General features: G+C 58.1%; 13 protein-coding genes. 11 read left to right on the forward strand and 2 right to left on the reverse strand.

Features of this window, described 5'->3' with window-relative positions:
* The first annotated feature begins 41 nt into the window (after positions 1-41).
* Positions 42-2087 (forward strand): methyl-accepting chemotaxis protein, encoded by a 2046-nt coding sequence (locus tag NI000_RS11130; RefSeq protein WP_253410436.1) that lies wholly within the window; start codon positions 42-44, stop codon positions 2085-2087.
* A 58-nt stretch (positions 2088-2145) separates the two neighbouring features.
* Here the strand turns inward: NI000_RS11130 and NI000_RS11135 are convergent, their stop codons facing one another.
* Positions 2146-3798: an FAD-dependent oxidoreductase gene (locus NI000_RS11135; RefSeq protein ID WP_253410438.1), complete on the reverse strand. Its 1653-nt coding sequence runs from the start codon at positions 3796-3798 to the stop codon at positions 2146-2148.
* Between the two features lie 335 nt (positions 3799-4133).
* Between NI000_RS11135 and NI000_RS11140 the strand changes: the two genes are divergently transcribed.
* From NI000_RS11140 to NI000_RS11175, 8 genes are all read left to right on the forward strand, one after another.
* Positions 4134-5540, forward strand: coding sequence for an ABC transporter substrate-binding protein (locus NI000_RS11140; protein WP_253410440.1), 1407 nt, complete (start codon positions 4134-4136; stop codon positions 5538-5540).
* Positions 5541-5609: 69 nt separating this feature from the next.
* Positions 5610-6548, forward strand: a complete 939-nt coding sequence (locus NI000_RS11145; RefSeq protein ID WP_253410442.1) for a carbohydrate ABC transporter permease — start codon at positions 5610-5612, stop codon at positions 6546-6548.
* Positions 6545-7360, forward strand: a complete 816-nt coding sequence (locus NI000_RS11150) for a carbohydrate ABC transporter permease (RefSeq protein WP_253410444.1) — start codon at positions 6545-6547, stop codon at positions 7358-7360. Before NI000_RS11145 ends, NI000_RS11150 begins: the two co-directional genes overlap by 4 nt.
* Before the next feature lie 58 nt (positions 7361-7418).
* Entirely contained in the window at positions 7419-8477 is a 1059-nt protein-coding gene (locus tag NI000_RS11155) for an NAD(P)-dependent alcohol dehydrogenase (RefSeq protein WP_253410447.1), read from the forward strand.
* 31 nt (positions 8478-8508) lie between these two features.
* Entirely contained in the window at positions 8509-9516 is a 1008-nt protein-coding gene (locus NI000_RS11160) for a zinc-dependent alcohol dehydrogenase family protein (protein WP_253410449.1), read from the forward strand.
* 41 nt (positions 9517-9557) lie between these two features.
* A complete protein-coding gene (locus tag NI000_RS11165; RefSeq protein ID WP_253410451.1) occupies positions 9558-11684 on the forward strand; it encodes a BglG family transcription antiterminator in 2127 nt (708 codons plus the stop codon).
* Complete coding sequence (locus tag NI000_RS11170) at positions 11681-13558, forward strand: PTS sugar transporter subunit IIA (protein WP_253410453.1); 1878 nt, start codon at positions 11681-11683, stop codon at positions 13556-13558. The genes NI000_RS11165 and NI000_RS11170 overlap by 4 nt, the downstream gene beginning before the upstream one ends.
* Positions 13559-13571: 13 nt before the next feature.
* Entirely contained in the window at positions 13572-13829 is a 258-nt protein-coding gene (locus NI000_RS11175) for an HPr family phosphocarrier protein (RefSeq protein ID WP_253410455.1), read from the forward strand.
* A 482-nt stretch (positions 13830-14311) separates the two neighbouring features.
* Here NI000_RS11175 and NI000_RS11180 read toward each other — a convergent pair whose 3' ends face one another.
* Positions 14312-14761, reverse strand: a complete 450-nt coding sequence (locus NI000_RS11180) for a DUF441 domain-containing protein (RefSeq protein ID WP_253410457.1) — start codon at positions 14759-14761, stop codon at positions 14312-14314.
* Between the two features lie 145 nt (positions 14762-14906).
* On the opposite strand from NI000_RS11180, the gene NI000_RS11185 reads away from it, so the two are divergent.
* Positions 14907-15821, forward strand: a complete 915-nt coding sequence (locus NI000_RS11185; protein ID WP_253410459.1) for an ArsR/SmtB family transcription factor — start codon at positions 14907-14909, stop codon at positions 15819-15821.
* Between the two features lie 383 nt (positions 15822-16204).
* Entirely contained in the window at positions 16205-17962 is a 1758-nt protein-coding gene (locus NI000_RS11190) for an ABC transporter substrate-binding protein (protein WP_253410461.1), read from the forward strand.
* The last annotated feature ends 8 nt before the right edge of the window (positions 17963-17970 follow it).

Below are 17970 nucleotides of genomic sequence, written 5' to 3' on the forward strand. Positions count from 1 at the left end.
GTACATTCCTCTTAAATCTGCATCCAAAGGGAGCTGCCTTCATGAGACTTCGAAGCGTCAAAGCCAAAACGTTCCTCTTGTTTATGCCCGCCGTGCTTGTTTTGTTTGCTGCCGTCCTAGTCGCCGCTTATGTTTATGCCAAAGGGATCATTCTCGACCAGAGTCGGTATGGCATGAACGAGCAATTGAAGAGCATCGCGAACGACATCGACACCCGGCTCGTTGCGCATACGAGGCTGCCGGAGATGATCGCCCATTCGGTCGAGGATACCTATACAAAGCTTACGCTTCAGGATTACCAGTCCATGACGAAGGGCGGGTTGCGAGTGAACGGGGAGACGTTCGGTCTCGGGATTTTTTTCGAACCCGGCACCTATAACGCGAAAACGAAATATTTCTCCACGTACGCTTTCCGGGACAAGGAAGGGATCAAATCGACGGAAGACTACAACGATCCCAACTACGATTACTTGAGCCAAAACTGGTACAAAGCCGGCGTCAATCAAAAGGCTGCCGTTTATACCGATCCGTATTACGATGAAATAACGAAGGTGTCCATGGTGACGGCGTCGGTACCCGTTTTTAATGCCGGGAAACAGTTTATCGGCGTGGCGACGGGCGATATCGACCTGTCCACGCTGCAAAAGACCGTGTCGGACATGAAGGTCGGGGCTACGGGCTGGGCGTTACTTATACATAAGGACGGCACTTATTTGGCCGGCCCGGATCAAGGTAAAGTCATGAAATCCAAGCTCCAGCAGGACCCCGATTCTGCATTGGCCGTTTTGGGTCAAGAGCTGTTGCAAAACAAAAACGGGAACACGACGTACGCAGGCGCAAACGGCGTGAACCACGTGTTCTATAAAGAAATTCCGAGGACGCAGTGGATTCTTGCGGTCGTGATGCCGGACAAGGAATTGACGGAGCCGCTTACGCAGTTGCTCCTTAAGCTCTGCCTGATCGGAGTGGCCGGGATTCTGCTGATCGCGGCGGTCATTCTGATCTACAGCCGCGGGATTACCGTCCAAATCGCCAAGCTGAACAAGCTGTCCGAGAAGCTGGCGGCCGGGGATTTGACGCATCACATTATAGTCTCGAGCCGGGACGAATTCGGACAAATGTCGGAGCACTTCAACCGGACAACCGGCGAGCTTAGACAGATGCTGAATAAGGTGTCCGAGCATACGCTGCATGCCGCGTCAACCTCCGAGCAGCTGTCCGCCAGCGCCGAGCAGACCAGCAAAGTGGCGGAAAACATTTCTGTGACGATTCAGGAGGTGGCAATGGGTTCCGATGTACAGCTTCGCGGAGCGGAGGAAACCGTCCGGGCGATGGATGAGCTGACGCTCGGGATTCAGCGCATTGCCGAGTCGTCCTCCTTAGTCCGCGATTCCTCCGAGGAAACGACGGCGAAAGCTTCGGAGGGTAACGAGAAAATTCAGGAAGCGGTAGCCGGCATGAATCAGGTGAACGAGAACGCCAAGCAGACGGCCGACATCATCCGGCAGCTCAACGCGTGCTCCCGGGAAATCGGCAAAATTATGGAAGTGATTACCGGGATCAGCAACCAAACGAATCTGCTTTCGCTGAATGCAGGGATCGAAGCGGCCAGGGCCGGGGAGCACGGCAAAGGGTTTGCCGTGGTGGCCCATGAGATCCGCAAGCTGTCCGAGCAAACGAAGCAATCCGCTGAGCAGGTCGGAGAACTGATCGGTCAAATCCGGAGCTTCGCCGCGGAGGCCGCTGCCTCGGTGGAAACGGGCGCCGTGGAAATGGAGCGGGGGACCCGCTTGGTCGGTCAAGCGGGCGAGGCGTTCCAGGCCATTCTGCACCACATTCATGCGATGGATGACCAAATCCAGGAGGTTTCCGCCGCTTCCCAGCAAATGTCCGCCAGCTCCGAGCAGGTGAACGCAACGACGCAGGAGCTGTCCCGGATCGCGCGGGAGGCTGCAGCCAATGCACAGCATGTGGCCGCCTCCAGCGAGGAGCAGCTCGCGGCGATGGAGGAGATTGCCGCCTCTTCCGAATCGCTGACACTCATGGTCGAGGAGCTTCGGGAATTGATGTCCCGGTTTAAGGTGTGACCCGCAGAGCGGGATTCACGAATTCGAACGATTTCGCGCCAACAGCCTTCCACCGTCGTCATGCGTCCTGAGCTGGATGCCCGCCGGATTCGCGGCTCAGAATCTGCACCAGCGCCGGTACGAGCTCCTGTTCGTGATCGTCCGTGCCGCCGTCATCGCTTCGCCAAGCGACAAAGCCGTCCGGACGGACCAGCACGGCCCCGCCGGGACTCAGCCTGAACGCCTGCTGTCCGAGACCGTCAGGGTCCGAGAGATCGCCATCCGGGCCGAGCAGATAGACCTCGATGCCGATGCCGAGGCGCTTGCGAGCCGTGTCGGCGGCTATACGCCACGGCGCCCCGTCGGGTCCGGCCACAAGCACGAAGCTCCGTTCGAACAAGTCCAGCGAGGAGATTTGCTCGTTCCAATGCCCGACCCAGACGTGCGGGGCCCGGGTGCCGGGAGCCGCGTGAAACTCCGGCTGGTCTTGCGGCGCTTCGCACTCGTCGCTAGCAAGTACGGCGGTCGACTTGTAACGGTACCCCATGGCGGTGACGAGCACGTTGGCGAGTGTTCCCTCCGTTCTCCCTTTGAACAAGGACAGCATGCTGTTCGCCGCAATCAAGCCGACCTGCTTCGCCGTAAACCGGGCGACGGGCCGGCGTTCGTGTTCATACGTTTCCAGCAGCCCGGGGCCCGCATGGCCGCGCAGCACCGCCGCCAGCTTCCAAGCCAAGTTGTGCGCATCCTGCACACCGGTATTCGCTCCGAAGCCTCCGGTCGGAGGCATGACGTGCGCCGCGTCTCCGGCGAGAAACACGCGACCTGCTTGGAATCGCTCGGCTACGCCTTCGGCGGCTTCCCAAGGCAGCACGCTGAGGATTCGAATGTCGAGGCCGGGGAACCCGAGCGCTTTGGCTAACAGATCCTTGCACCGTTCCGGCGTATAATCCTCCGGCGATTCGTTCTGCGGGTCGTAGGGGGCATGGAAGCACCAGCGGTCGCTGTTGTTAATGGCGACGAGCATTCCGGTCGCTTCCGGATGCAGGATGTTGCAGATGCTGAATTCGTGCCCCTGCACCACATCGCGGAGATCTGCCTGAAAGTAGATATTGATCAGAAATCCGTGCGAGTACTCATCCATCATGGAAATGCCTAGCGCTTGCCGGACCGAGCTTTTCGCTCCGTCGGCGGCGATCAGGTAGCGGGTTCTGACGGTTGAGGCCGTTCCGGTGGCCCGATCGACCAGCTCGGCCGTGACTCCGTCGATATCCTGCCGAAAGGAACGGAGCTCCGTCGAAAAGCGCAGATCGCCGCCGCGGTCGCGTGCAGCCTGCAGCAAGAGCGGCTCGACGACGTCCTGAGTGCAGCGGTTGCCGCGCGTAGGACTGATGTCGTCGTTCGGAACGAACGGGTTCATAAGGCGAAGCGTCGATTCAGGCACGCCGTTTTGGGGCAGATCCAGCTCGGCGGCGGCCAGCGTTTCGGCCGTATACATCCCCTTGCTTTTCGACAAGGATGCGCCGGCCTCGCGGATCGCCTGCTCCAGGCCTAAGTTCCGGTACAGCTCCATCGTGCGAAGATTGAAGCCGCGGGACCGGGGATGGATGGACGTGCCGGAATGCCGCTCCGCCAACAGATAAGAAATGCCCTGCCGGTTTAGAAACAAGGCGGCGGACAAGCCGACCAAGCCTCCTCCGACGATAATCACGGGTACGCTGTACGTTGTCATCAAAATGACTCCTTTCCCCAATTGGGATTTAATGTAAAATGTAAAAAAATGATTCTGCGCTTAAGCTTACTGCACGTTTTTAAATACAGTGTAAATAAATTACATTTTCTTCTCTGCTGGTCGGCGTCCATGGTAATCGGCGCCGGCTTTTTTTATCCCTAAGCCCCGAACTATTTAATCCTGGCATCAATGAGATGGCGTCAAACTTCCGTATGATGTTATATACATCACATTTTTCCCCCCGTTATAATAGCTTCATGGGATCGCATAATTAAAAATTGTCATGATTGCCCTAGGCAGTCTCCGTGAGAGGTCCCTAACCAGAACAGGGGGTAATGATCTTGAAGAAATGGACAATATCGCTCGGACTGCTTTCTTTGTCCGCGTTGGTAGCGCTTACGGCATGCGGGACGCCGGCGTCCCCGGGAAAAGAAGGTAAGGATGCCGCAACCGGTGAAGCGACGGCTGCGGACGGCGGCAAGAAGACGCTGACGATCGCGACGGTGAACAACCCTGATATGGCCATTATGCAGAAGCTGGCCAAAGACTACGAGAAAGAAACCGGGACCACGGTGAAGTTTTCGGTGCTGCCGGAAAACGATCTTCGCAAGCAGGTGACGGTCGACGTCTCCATGGGCGGGGGCAAATACGATATTGTGACAATCGGCAACTACGACGCGGCAATCTGGGCCAAAAACAAATGGATCGAGCCGCTTACGTCCTACTTCGACAGCATGCCTGCCGATGCGAAAGCGAAATACGATCTGGAAGACATTTTTCCGGCTGTCCGCGATGGCTTGACTTACGACAAACAATTGTATGCGCTTCCTTTCTACGGCGAAAGCAGCATGCTCTATTACAACAAGGACATGCTGGCGAAAGCCGGCGTGACGATGCCGGAGCATCCGACCTGGGAGCAGGTGGCGGAAATCGCCAAAAAAGTGAAGGCGGCCAACAACGTGCCGGGGATCGTGCTGCGCGGGCTTCCGGGCTGGGGCGAGGTGCTTGCGCCACTCAACTCGATCATCCATGCGTTCGGCGGCTCGTGGTACGACATGAACTGGAACGCGAAGCTGAACAGCCCGGAAACGGTCAAAGCGGTGAAGTTTTACGCGGACCTGCTGAAGGAAGCGGGGCAGCCCGGAGCGACGACGACCGGATTTACGGAAGCGCTCACGCTGATGTCGACGGGAAAAGCGGCCATGTGGTATGACGCGACGGTTGCGGCCGGATTTTTGAACAATCCGAAAAACTCTCAGGTAGTAGGTAAAATCGGCTATGTAAAAGCGCCTTCGGCGGCTAAAGACAACACCGGCTGGCTGTGGTCCTGGAACCTGGCGATCGAAGCGGCGAGTAAAAACAAAGCGGAAGCGTTCAAGTTCATGACGTGGGCGACAAGCAAAGAATACATCGCCAAAGTCGGCGAAAGCGAAGGCTGGGTCGTCGCGCCTCCGGGCACGCGCAAGTCGACGTACGAGAATCCGAAGTACAAGGAAGCCGCGCCGTTCGCCGACATCGTGATGCAGTCGATGATGTCCGCGGACTACAAGAAGCCGGCCAAAGATCCGGTGCCGTACCAAGGCATTCAATTCGTATCCATTCCGGAGTTCCAGCAGCTCGGCACGGAGGTCAGCCAAGACATCGCCTCCGCGCTGACCGGCAGCATCAGCGTCGAGGACGCAATGAAGAAGGCGCAGGAAAAAGCGGAAAAAGTCGCCGTCAGCGGCGGATACAAGAAATAAACCCATCCGGCGAAAGGGGAGCGGCGGTCCGTTCCCTTTTCCCGCACTACATCACGCGAGGAGAGGCGAATGAACACGGTAGAATGGAGTAAAGCCGATATGAAACCTTATACCGCGAAGGCCAGACGGGCGGACAATACGTCCGCCGCGGCAAAAGGGCTATTGTGGCCGGGCATCGCTTTTGTCGCTTTAATTACGCAAATTCCTTTTCTCGTCACCCTGTATTTGAGCGTCCATCAGTGGAACCTGATGCGGCCGGATCAAGGCATTACGTTTGCGGGGCTGTCCAATTTTGTTGCGATTTTGGGCGAAGCGGCGTTCTGGGAAGTGTTGAAAAATACGTTTTTGCTGACGATTCTTTGCCTGGCGTTATGTCTGATCGGCGGCATGGGACTGGCGCTGCTGCTGAACCGCGATTTTATTGGCAAGGGGATTATTCGCACGCTGTTTGTTTCGCCCTTCTTCATCATGCCCGCCGTGTCCGGCATCGTATGGAAGACGGTCATTTTAAATCCGAATTTCGGCTTTAGCGCGTATTTGGCTGCGAAGCTGGGCCTGCCTCCGGTCGATTGGCTCGGACAGTATCCGCTGGAAACGATTATTTTCGTCGTCGCCTGGCAGTGGATTCCGTTCTTCATGCTGGTGCTGCTCGCCGGATTGCAGTCGGTTTCCCCCGATCTGATGGAAGCCTCCGTCTTGGACGGCGCCAACCGGATTCAGCAATTTTTCCATGTGACTATTCCTCATCTGTTGAGATATATAGAGGTGGCTTTGCTGCTCGGCTTGATTTTTATCATGGGAACGTTCGGCGAAATTTACGTGACGACGGCGGGTGGCCCCGGCTATGCGTCGACGAACCTGCCTTTCTATCTGTACCGGATCGGGTTCCAGGGCTGGGATATCGGCGGCGCTTCGGCGGTCGGCGTCATGATCGTCATCCTGATGACGGTGTTTATGACCGTGCTGTTTAAGTTTATGCGAAGAACGTTTGGAGGGGAATTGTCATGAGACGACCGCTGTCTATGCTGCTGACGGCCGGAACGTATGTGCTTGCGCTGATTTATTTTTCCCCCGTACTGTGGCTGTTGATTACCGGGTTCAAGCAGGAGGGGGACGCCGTGGCGATGCCGCCGTCGCTCGTATTCCAACCGACCTTGGACAATTACCGCTTGATCTGGGATTCGGGCGCTGGCTCGTTCATGGGGCATTCCGCTGCCGTCTCGATCGTCTCCACGATCTTTGCGCTCGCGTTCGGCGTGCCGGCCGCATATGCGCTCGCCATGTTCAAGATCAAGAAGGCGGACGACATTTTGTTCTGGTTCATCTCGACCAAAATGCTTCCGGCGGTCGGCGTCATCATTCCGCTTTATCTCGTGTTCAAGCAGCTGCATTTGCTGGATTCGTTAACGGCGCTGATCGTGCTGTATACGGCGATGAACGTGCCGCTGGTCGTCTGGATGATGCGCTCGTTCTTCAAGGATATCCCTTACGAGACGATTGAGGCGTACCAGGTGGACGGAGCGACCGGGCTGCAGGGCTTCTTCAAGATTACGCTGCCGCTGGTCCGGCCGGGGATCGTCTCGACGTCGCTGTTGTGTCTCGTCTTCGTCTGGAACGAGTTTTTCTTCGGGGTCAGCCTGACCTCGACGGACGCGGCCACGATGCCGGTCTATATGTCGTCGTTCATGACGCAGGAAGGGCTGTTCTGGGCCAAAATGTCGTCGGTCGCCACGCTGGCCGTTCTGCCTGCGCTTGTGCTGGGCTGGTTTACCCAGCGGCAGCTGGTCCGCGGCTTGACGATGGGCGCGGTGAAGGGCTAGCTGTGAGCTAGACGAGAAGATATATATAAATTTCCAAATTCGGAAGAGGGAGAACCCTATGCAAAAGCAAATGATGAAAGCGGCGGTGCTGGACCGCCCGTTATCGATTGAAGTCAAGGACGTGCCGGTACCCGAGCCGCGTCCGGACGAAGCGCTGGTGCAGGTGCACTGCATCGGGATTTGCGGCTCAGACGTGCATTATTACGAGCATGGCCGGATCGGCCGATACGAGGTCAAGCAGCCGATCATCCTCGGGCACGAGGTGGCCGGCACGGTGGTGAAGGTCGGCAGCGCGGTGACGAATGTCGCGGTCGGCGACCGGGTTGCCGTAGAGCCGGGCGTGACGTGCGGCAGGTGCGATTACTGCAAGTCGGGCCGCTATAACCTGTGCCCGGACGTCGTCTTCATGGCGACGCCGCCCGTGGATGGGGCTTGGGCGGACTACGTCGCAGTGCGCAGCGACTTCCTGTTCAAGCTGCCGGAGGCGATGAGCTTCGAGGAAGGAGCGCTGCTGGAGCCGCTGTCCGTCGGCATTCACGCGATGACCCGGGGGCGTGTCAAGCCGTCCGACCGCGTGCTCGTGACCGGGCTCGGGCCGATCGGCCTGCTGGCGCTGGAAGCGGCCAAGCTGTTCGGCGTGACCGAAATTTACGGCAGCGACGTCATGGAAAGCCGCCGGGAGCTGGCGCTGGAGATGGGCGCGGCCGGAGTCCTCAACCCGGCGGGTGCGCCGGTGAAGGAGCAGCTCGACCGCTTGACGGACGGCGAGGGCGTCGACGTCATCGTTGAGACGTCCGGCAGCGCCCGAGCGATCGCCGATACGATCGGGCTGGCGAAGCGGGGCGGGCGGATCGTCCTGGTCGGACTGCCGACGAGCGACGCAATTCCGCTGGATATCCCGGCGCTGGTCGATGCGGAGCTGGACGTGTACGGCGTGTTCCGCTATGCGAATACGTACCCGGCGGCGATTCAATTGCTGAGCCGCCGCGAGCACAGCATCGCCAAGACGATTACGCACCGGTTTCCGCTTAGCCGGATTCGCGAAGCGGTGGAGACCGCGCGGACGCAGAAGGATACCAGCATTAAAATCATGATTTACCCGAATGAGAACGAATGAAGAAATGGAACCGAATAGGGGGAAGCTTAGCATGAAAGCTCTGGTCATCGAAGGACCGCGCCGGGCCGTGGTCAAGGAAGTGCCTTATCCGGCGCCGAAGCGCGGCGAAGTCACGATTCAGGTCAAAAACGTCGGAATTTGCGGAACCGATTTTCATATTTTCGAGGGTGAATTTATTTCCCCGTACCCGATTATTCCCGGGCATGAGTTTTCCGGCATCGTGCACGAGGTGGGCGAAGGCGTTACCGGCCTGCAGCCGGGAGACCGGGTCAGCGCCGACCCGTCGCTGTTTTGCGGGGCCTGCGAATTTTGCCTGACCCACCGGAGCAACCAATGCGAAAATTGGCAGGCGCTCGGCAACACGGTGAACGGCAGCATGGCCGAATACGTGGCCGTTCGGGCAGGCAACGTGGTGAAGCTGCCGGACACGATGTCGTTCGAGGAAGGCGCGTTTATCGAGCCGCTGGCCTGCGTCGTGCACGGCATGAACCGGCTGCAATTGCAGGTCGGCAGCCGCGTGCTGTTGTTCGGCGCGGGCGCGATGGGCCAGCAGCTCGTTCAGGCGATGGCCCGTGCGGGAGCATCGGAGCTGGTCGTCGTCGATGTGGCGCAGGAAAAGCTCGATATGGCCTTGCGCTACGGCGCGACGAAGGGTGTGCTGAGCCGCAACCTGGAAGCCGCGCTGGGCAAGGAGACGTACCCTTACGGATTTGACGCGGTGGTGGACGTGACCGGTATTCCTGCGGTGATCGAGCAAGCGTTGAATTACTTGGGGCCAACCGGCAAGTACCTGCAATTCGGCGTGACAGCGGAGAGCGCAAGCATCCGGATCAACCCGTTCAAGCTGTATAACAAGGATTGGACGCTGCTCGGCTCGATGGCGATCAACCAAACGTTTATCCCGGCATTTCACTGGCTCAAGGAAGGCCGGATCGACGTCCGTCCGCTCATTTCCCGGACGATCACGCTGGAAGAGACGGTCGAATTTCTGGAAAAGCCCAAAGCGCCCGATCTGATGAAGGTGCAAATTGTGATATAATCGATTTCAAGACAACGAAGGAACGGAGGAGGTACGCTGCCATGGAGCCGCGCTTAACGTTAAATTCCAGACAGAAGCAAATGTTGGCGCTGCTTCTGCAGGCTTCGGCTCCCGTTACGCTGAAGGAGATGGCGGGGGAGCTGGGGCTCAGCGTACGTACCATGCAAAGGGAACTGGAAGGGATAAGCCGGAGGCTTGTCCCTTTCGGCGTCACATTGATCAAAAAGACGGGCGTCGGCCTGAGCGTCGAAGGAAGCGACGCGGCCAGGAAGCAGCTGCTCCAGCAGCTATCCGTCAGCCCTTCGCTCAAAATTTTTTCCCCGGAGGAGCGTAGGCATCTGCTGATCCGGCTGCTGCTGACGAAGCGGGAGGCGGTCAAGCTTTTTTACTTCAGCAGCAAGCTGGACGTGACGGAAGCGACGGTCAGCAACGATCTGGACAAGCTGGAGCCGTGGTTTGCGAAGCATCGGATCGCTCTGGTGCGAAAGCCGGGTCTGGGTGTCTACATCGAAGCCGACGAGAAAAGCATCCGCGCCGCGATGATCGATCACTTGTATGAGCATTTGTCGCAGGAGCAGCTGATGGACATGCTGTCGTCGTATTCGCTATCGTTTACGAACCAGCGTAAGCTGGAGCTGTCCATCCGCAATCACCTGCTGCATTTTATCGATCCCGGCATCATCGGCCAGATCGAGGAAATCGTCCGCAGCAGCGAAATGCGGCGCGGCTACGAGATGACGGACAGCGCCTACGTCGGCTTTGTCGTGCACATTGCGCTGGCCGTGCAGCGGCTCAAGAGCGGGGAAAACATCTCGATCGACGCCGAAGCGCTGGGCAAATTAAAGGCGGCGGGCGAGTTCAAATGGGCGCAGCAGATGGCGGAAGAGCTGAGCGTCCGCCTGGACATCGACATCCCGGAAAGCGAAGTCGGCTATATTACGATGCATTTGCTTGGAGCGAAGGGAAAGCGCATACTTGCGCCGGCCGGGGAGCCGCAGGAGAGGGGGGCGGAGGCTTACGCCGCCCGGATGATTCGAATCGTAGAGAACGAGCTCAAGCTCACGCTGGAAAACGACCCCTCCCTGTACGAGGCGCTGCTGGTGCATTTGGAGGCGGCGATCAACCGGATTCGCCTGCACATGGAAATCCGCAACCCGCTGCTCGCCCATATCCGCGAGACGTACCCGGATATTTTTGAAGCCGCGGCGAAGGCGTCCCGGTACCTGCAAGAGGAGCTTCGAGCCGAAGTGCCGGAGGAGGAAATCGGCTATCTGGCGATGCATTTCGGAGCGGCCGTCGTTCGGACGAAGACGACCTCGCCGCAGCGCTTCCGCGTGCTTCTCGCCTGCAGCAGCGGCATGGGCACCTCCCGGCTGCTGGCCGCTCAGATCGGCAAAAGCTTTCCGCATATTCACATCGTCGATACGGTGTCTTTGCTGCATTTGGAGGCAGCCATCCGCAAGCATGCGCCGATCGATCTGATCGTATCGACCGTGCCGTTCGAGCATGAAACCCACCGTGTCGTAGTGGTCAATTCGTTTTTGGAGCAGGACGATATCGAGCTGATCGAAACGCATTTGCACGGGCTGCCGCTCATCGGGACCGCGGCCCGTGAAGCTTATACAGAAATCGAGGATACCGTAATGACCGTGAATCGTTATGGCGAAGGCGTCGTTCAATTGACGAACCACCTGTTTTTTGCCGACGGGCTCGAAGCGGCGTCGAAGAGGGAAGCCATTGCGGCGGCGGCCGCTTTTGCCGGTTCGGTCGTACCCGGCATTCCCGTGCCGCAGCTGGAGAGCGACTTGCTCCAGCGGGAAGAGCTCGGGGGCATCGTCGTGGAGGAAAGCAAGCTTGCGATGCTGCACTGCCGCAGCACGGCCGTCCCGGTGCTGCTGGCTTGCGTGCTGCGGTTCGCGCAGCCTCTCTCCTGGCAGGCGCCCGGGCGGGACGCCGACGTCCGGACGGTGCTGCTGCTGCTCGCTCCCCGATCCGCACCGAAAGAGCACATCGAGATGATCGGCGAGATCAGCGCGATGCTGATTGAGGAAGACTTTGCCGAGACGGTGGCCGGCGCCCCCTTCGACCTGGTGCAGAAGGAGCTGAAATCGGTGATCGGGCAAGGATATATGAATCGAACCGGCGTCTTCTTTCGGGGGACGCAATGAATCGTATCAATCGCATCGGCCGCTTTTTAAGCTATCTGGTGTTTCAAAATATCGCCGGTCTGATCGGCCTGGGCCTGATCCGCGTTCTGTTCGGGGAGCGCGGCTGGTTCCCGAACCCGGCGGTGCAGGACATTATCAATCCCGTTTTGAAATATTTTCTGCCGCTCCTGTTCGCCTATACCGGGGGGCGGATGATCGGCTCGCACCGCGGCGGCGTGATCGCCTCCTTCGTCATGATCGGCATGATCGCCGGAAACACGTCGGATTACAGCATGCTGATGCCCGCCATGCTTGTCGGACCGCTGACCGGATGGATCATTGCCCGTACGGACCGGTGGCTGACGGACCGCATTCCGGTAGGGCTTGAGTTGCTGTGCTATAATGTAGCTGCCGGTTTGATCGGCGTCGTGCTGTGCCTGTTCTGCTATGCGGAGGTGACCCATTGGTTCGTCTTCGGCATGCAGGGCATTCATGGCGCGGCCAAGCTTGTGCTGGAATCCAACTATTTGCCTTGGGTTGCGCTCGCGGTGGAGCCGGGCAAGGTGATGTTTTTGAACAATGTGATGAATCACGGCATTTTTGAGCCGCTGGGCATCCAGCAGACGAAGGAATTCGGCCAATCCGTGTTCTTTTTGCTGGAAACGAACCCCGGTCCCGGGGCCGGCCTGCTGCTGGCCTATTATATGCTGCTGAAAAATAAACCGCGGGACAACGCCCGCTCGTCGCTGCTCATTCAATTTGTCGGCGGCATTCATGAGGTGTATTTTCCGTATGCGCTCATGCGACCGCTTGTCATTGTGCCGTTAATCGCGGCGGGACTGGCGGGCAACTGGGTTTTCGTGCTGCTGCACGCCGGATTGGTCGCGACCCCTTCTCCGGGAAGCCTCATCGCGCTTATGCTGATGGCTCCGAAAGGGATGCACCTCCCGGTGCTGGGCGGGGTGCTGGCTTCCGCCGCGGTCAGCTTTGCGGGCTGTTACCTGGTCCTTTCGTGGAAGGGCGGGTCGGCTTTCGACGATCCGGCGGCTTTGGCAACGGTTCATCACCTATCCGAGAAATCCGAGGACGAGGTTTCATTGAAAGAAGAGCCACAGCGGAAGACGATCCGCAAAATTTATTTTGCCTGCGACGCCGGCATGGGCTCCAGTGCGATGGGGGCTGCCCTGCTGCGCAAAAAAATAAAGCAAGCCGGCCTGCCCGTCGAGGTAAGCAACTGCTCCGTGGACGGCATTCCCGCGGATGCGGATCTGGTCATCTCCCAAGCGATGCTGACGGCAAGGGCGCAGGAGGCTGCACCCCGTCCGGAGCATCTGTCGATGGTCTCCTTCGTCGACGCCGCTTTTTACGACGGGCTGATCGACCGCCTTCGCAGCGAGGGGCTGCAGGGCCGCTTGGACGAGCGGGAAATCGGCGGAAGCGGGGCGCTGTTCACGCCGGACCATGTGCTGATCGGGGCGCAAGCCGACGACAAGTGGCAGGCGATCCGGCAGGTCGGCGGCTTGCTTGTTCGGCTGGGGCTTGTCCGCGACAATTATATCGATCGGATGATCGAGCGGGAACGGGTGCTGTCCACCTTCATCGGCAACGGCGTCGCCCTGCCTCACGGCGTCGGGGCTGTCGATACCGGCATCCTGAAGCCGGGGATCGTGATCGCGCAGTACCCGGACGGGGTGACGTTCGACGAAGGGAGCAAGGCTTATTTGCTCATTGCTGTGGTCGGCGGGGAGCAGCAGATGGGGCTGGTCTCGCGGATCGCTTTTATGATCGAGAACCCGGACACCGTCCAAGCTCTCGTGCATGCTGGAAGTCCGCTGGAAATGCACCGTCGGGTCTCTGCCTTTTTGCAGGAGCCGGCAAGCGATACGATCGAATGAAAGGGGAAGGGGCATGGTTACAGAAGGAGTCACCGTGAGATGCCAGGCAGGCCTTCATACCCGCCCCGCCAAGCTGTTTGCTCTTGCCGCCCAACGGTTCCGCGCGGACATTACGGTGGAATTTGAAGGACGGCAGGCGAAGGGAAAAAGCATCATCAGCCTGCTTCAGCTGGGAGCGCCGAAAGGGAGCCGCCTGTGGGTCAGCGCGGAGGGCGAGGATGAACGTGAAGCGGTCCGGGCGCTGTGCGAGCTGCTCCGTCGCTGCGACTAACGGGCCGGTGCTGGTCGGAAGAGGAGCCGGAAAAGAGCCGCCACGCGCGCCCGGAATGAAGTGTTCAAGTGTGGCACGCTTGAACTGGCTTTATCGAGCCCGGCTTGCGCCGGGTTGGCAGCCAGCCCGCAAAATTAGCGGAAGCACAGGTGTGCTATTTAACTCGATTTGCTACTTTTTGAAAATTAGAGGAACTGGGATGTGCTAACAAGCCGATTTTGAGGGGCACGAACATTTTTCGACACACTTAAAGCATCTGAGTTCCTCTATGAATCGTGGTACGATTGAATCGCTCCGGTTAGCGCATCCTAGTTCCTTTATTTACAAAATGCAGCTGCCAACCGGCTGCAATTCTCGTTGCCATCACCCGCAGCACTGCAGAAGGCCGGCCATGAGCTCGGCCTTTTTTGCATTGCGGGGACTCAGCGGCCTATCGGCGGGATGTCGCACCGCGTGCTTCCGCATAGGCCGCCAGCGGCATGTCATTTCGCGACAAGCAGCGACAAAATCCCCGCCGCGATCAGCGGTCCGACCGGGACGCCGCGGAAAAAGGTCACGCCGAGAATCGTGCCGATCAGCAGCCCCGTGACGACGGTCGGCTGACTCGCCATCAGCGCGGCGCCGCGGCCGCCCAAATAAGCGACCAGTACGCCGACGCCCACGGCCAGCAGCGACTTCCAGTGCAGGAACGAGTGCAGCAGGTCCTGCAGGCTTGTCTTGCCGGAAGCGATCGGTGTCAGGATGCCGATGGTCAGGATGACGATTCCCCAGGTCAGCCCGTACTTTTCCAGCCAGGGAAACGTTTGATGCAGGTTCGTCACCCGCAATAAAAGCAGCACGAGCACGGCAATCGTGATGGACGTATTGCCGCTCAGAATGCCGAGGGCGGCAAACAGCAGCAACACCAGGGAAGACGTATCGAGGGGAGCCATCGGCGGTCACGCTCCTTTGTCGAGGGATTTTCTTTGTTCCGATGAAGTGTTAAAATCAAAATTGCTTAAAAATCGAAATACCGTTTTCCGGATCGCCAAAATCTGAAAAACGATGCCCGAAAATGGCTTGAAGGAGTGTTCCGGAATGTCGTACGAACTGGACGTGGCGTTCGGCCCTGCTAATGAGCTTTTGAACAGCCTCCATACGTATCTTTGCAAAAAGTTCTATAAAAAAACCGACCTCGGCTCCCCATGGGCCGGGCAAACGGAGCGGCAGCTCAACCCAACGTTTGCCTCGACGCTGGCCGAAACCGAAATTTCGGCGGAGTGGAAGCTGATGTATTTATTTCTGTACCTGTGTCCGCACAAGGAAAACGCAGAGCGTTTCTTGGCCTGGTTCGAACGGATGACGGCGGGGGAAATGTACGAGCTGCTGGCCCCGTATATGAGCTCGTTCCCCGGCGAGCTGGGAGCGGTCCGGGACCGGTGGCTGCACCTGCTGTCCGAATGGAACGGGCAGTACTTTGCCGCCGTCGACCCGAAGCTGATGGAATGGCTGAGCCAGGATGCCGCTTGCAAACGCGCGCGGATCGGAACACTGGCGCCGGACGCGCTGGCCGAGCAGATCACGAACGGGCTGTATTTCGAACCGGGAGCCGAGTGCGAAAAGCTGGTATTGTCGCCGCAGTATCATTTTCAACCGGCCAACATTATTTATACGTTTGGCGGCTTGACCGTTTGCCAGTATGCCGTCGACGGCTCCTACGACGACCCGGCCGACGAGCCGTCCCGTCGCCTGTACCGCCAGCTTCGCAGCCTCAGCGAAAAAAGCCGCCTGCGCATCTTGCGCTATTTGAACGCCGGACCGCGCAGCTTTACCGAAATTGTGCGCTATATCGGCATCTCCAAAGGCATTACACACGATCATATTTTCAACCTCCGTTCCGCCGGTTTGCTGCGCGCTCATATGTCCGGAGATTCGGCCGTAGCTTACAGCCTGCGAAAGGAGGCGATCGGCGGGGTGCAGGAATCTCTGCTGGGCTATCTGCTCGCCGATTGACGGCGGCCGCAGCCGACCAGTGCCTTCGGCGCGAACCTTGCGATGACGCATCGGAAGGTTCTTTGGCGTTCCCGAATTTGGTGCCAACTCCCCCAACATGCCCTCTTTTGCGCATACCCCAGTCCAAGAATAAGCCACTTCCATTTCCGGCAGCTTTTCTTTCTCATGAACTTTTTCATGGGCCAAGGCCTTCTTTTTAATCGCTCTTCGTCATAAATTCTTCACATGGAGAAAATTTTTGTTGTTCTCTATTTACAGAACAAAGTAAAATATCTATAATGAGGCTTATCCACAGCAAAACATATTATACATATCGGAATTATAAAATTAAAGGGGAACTGGAACTATTTCCTTCTTCCCGATCATGCCGGAGGGGATCATTTATGAAGAGAAGAAAAGCCTTGACGCTGTCCGTGTCGGCGATTGTCGCCTGCTCGCTGCTTCTGTCCGCCTGCAGCGGACAAGATGCAGCAGTTGGAGGCGGCGATGCCAAAGGCACGGAAGCCGTAGGAACGCCTAGCACGGGCCAGAACGGGGTGGCCGGCATTAAGGACGGCTTGATACCGGCCTCCGACAAGTCGAAAATTCCGGAGGCTGCGAAGAAGCGCACCGATACGTTCGTCGTTTCGCTCACCGAGCCGGGCGGCATTTTCAACCCGTACTTTTATCAGAACGGCTACGACGGCAACGTCAACTCCGTCTTGTTCGCCCAGCTCGTGGACATCGACAAGAACGGCAAACCGATTCCCGGAATGGCCGAGAAGTGGGAACTGTCGGACGACCAGTTGACGTATACGTTCAAGCTGCGCGCCGGGCTTAAATTCAGCGACGGCTCGCCGCTGACGGCAGACGATGTCGCCTTCACGCTGACGCTGCTGCACGACCCTGCGTACGACGGGCAAACCGACATTGCCCAAGCCGCCGTCAAAGGGGGCAAGGACTACAAAGAGGGCAAAGCTGCGACGGTCGTAGGAATCCAGGTCGTCGATCCGCAGACGATCAAGATTACGACGGACAAGGTCAACGCGCAAGCCTTGTACCTTCTCGGCGGACAGGTGCTGTCCAAAGCGTACTACGGCAAAGACTACAAGCCCGGCAAGCTCGACTCAATTAAGCAGTTGCACAGCAAACCGCTCGAATCGGGCCCGTACAAGCTGGAGAAGTTCATTCCGGGACAGGAAGTCCGATTCGTGGCCAATCCGAATTTTTATAAAGGAAAACCGGCCGTTGAGCATTTCATCTATAAAACGACGGAAGGCGACGCCACCCAGTTTTTCCAAACCGGCGAGACGGATTACTCCGGCTTTACGGGCAACCAGGATAACATGGAGCTGCTCCAGACACTTGGCTTTGCCAATATCGACGTCTATACGGCCAGCTCATACTCGTACATCAAGTTCAACCACTCCAAGCCGTATTTCAAAGACAAACTGGTAAGGCAGGCATTCATCTACGGGCTGGACCGTCAAAAAATCGTCGACACCATTTACCAAGGCTATGGGCAGGTGGCGAACGTGCCGGTGTCCCCGATCTCTTGGGCGTACACGGAAGAGGGCGTCAATTCGTATCCGTTCGACCAGGAGAAGGCGAAGAAACTGCTGGACGAAGCCGGCTGGAAGCCGGGCAAGGACGGCATCCGCGAGAAAGACGGACAGCGTCTGTCGGTACGCTACTTCGGCTCCAAAGGGAAAGTAACCGATATTTTGATTCCGATTGCCAAAGAAAACTACAAAGCGATCGGCATCGATTTCCAAACCGAATTGATGGATTACAATGCCCTGCTGGCGAAAACGAAAAAGGGCGAGCACGATCTGGTTTCGTTCTCGACCTCGATTCTGATCGACCCGGACGACGGCGTGCAATCGTTCAACTCGAAATATAAAGGCAGCTTCACGGACACGAACGGCTACAATAATCCGAAGGTCGACGAGCTGGTGGCCAAAGCGGTCGGCACGCTCGATATCGAGAAGCGGAAGCAGGCCTATAAGGAGCTGTACAAAGAGCTCAGCGACGACCCGCCGTACATTCTGCTGAACTACCGCAAAATTCTCGGCGCCTCGAACAGTCGGATCAAAGGGCTGGAGCTGAACGGCTTCAACAGCGTGAACGCCAGCCTGCCGACGGTCCAAATCGAGCCGTAACCGTGATT

This window comes from Paenibacillus tyrphae (assembly GCF_024158745.1).
Classification (GTDB): domain Bacteria; phylum Bacillota; class Bacilli; order Paenibacillales; family NBRC-103111; genus Paenibacillus_G; species Paenibacillus_G tyrfis_A.

Coding starts and splice junctions, on each gene's coding strand:
- NI000_RS11130 (WP_253410436.1), top strand. CDS start 42: ATGAGACTTCGAAGCGTCAAAGCCAAAACGTTCCTCTTGTTTATGCCC.
- NI000_RS11135 (WP_253410438.1), bottom strand. CDS start 3,798: ATGACAACGTACAGCGTACCCGTGATTATCGTCGGAGGAGGCTTGGTC.
- NI000_RS11140 (WP_253410440.1), top strand. CDS start 4,134: ATGATCTTGAAGAAATGGACAATATCGCTCGGACTGCTTTCTTTGTCC.
- NI000_RS11145 (WP_253410442.1), top strand. CDS start 5,610: ATGAACACGGTAGAATGGAGTAAAGCCGATATGAAACCTTATACCGCG.
- NI000_RS11150 (WP_253410444.1), top strand. CDS start 6,545: ATGAGACGACCGCTGTCTATGCTGCTGACGGCCGGAACGTATGTGCTT.
- NI000_RS11155 (WP_253410447.1), top strand. CDS start 7,419: ATGCAAAAGCAAATGATGAAAGCGGCGGTGCTGGACCGCCCGTTATCG.
- NI000_RS11160 (WP_253410449.1), top strand. CDS start 8,509: ATGAAAGCTCTGGTCATCGAAGGACCGCGCCGGGCCGTGGTCAAGGAA.
- NI000_RS11165 (WP_253410451.1), top strand. CDS start 9,558: ATGGAGCCGCGCTTAACGTTAAATTCCAGACAGAAGCAAATGTTGGCG.
- NI000_RS11170 (WP_253410453.1), top strand. CDS start 11,681: ATGAATCGTATCAATCGCATCGGCCGCTTTTTAAGCTATCTGGTGTTT.
- NI000_RS11175 (WP_253410455.1), top strand. CDS start 13,572: ATGGTTACAGAAGGAGTCACCGTGAGATGCCAGGCAGGCCTTCATACC.
- NI000_RS11180 (WP_253410457.1), bottom strand. CDS start 14,761: ATGGCTCCCCTCGATACGTCTTCCCTGGTGTTGCTGCTGTTTGCCGCC.
- NI000_RS11185 (WP_253410459.1), top strand. CDS start 14,907: ATGTCGTACGAACTGGACGTGGCGTTCGGCCCTGCTAATGAGCTTTTG.
- NI000_RS11190 (WP_253410461.1), top strand. CDS start 16,205: ATGAAGAGAAGAAAAGCCTTGACGCTGTCCGTGTCGGCGATTGTCGCC.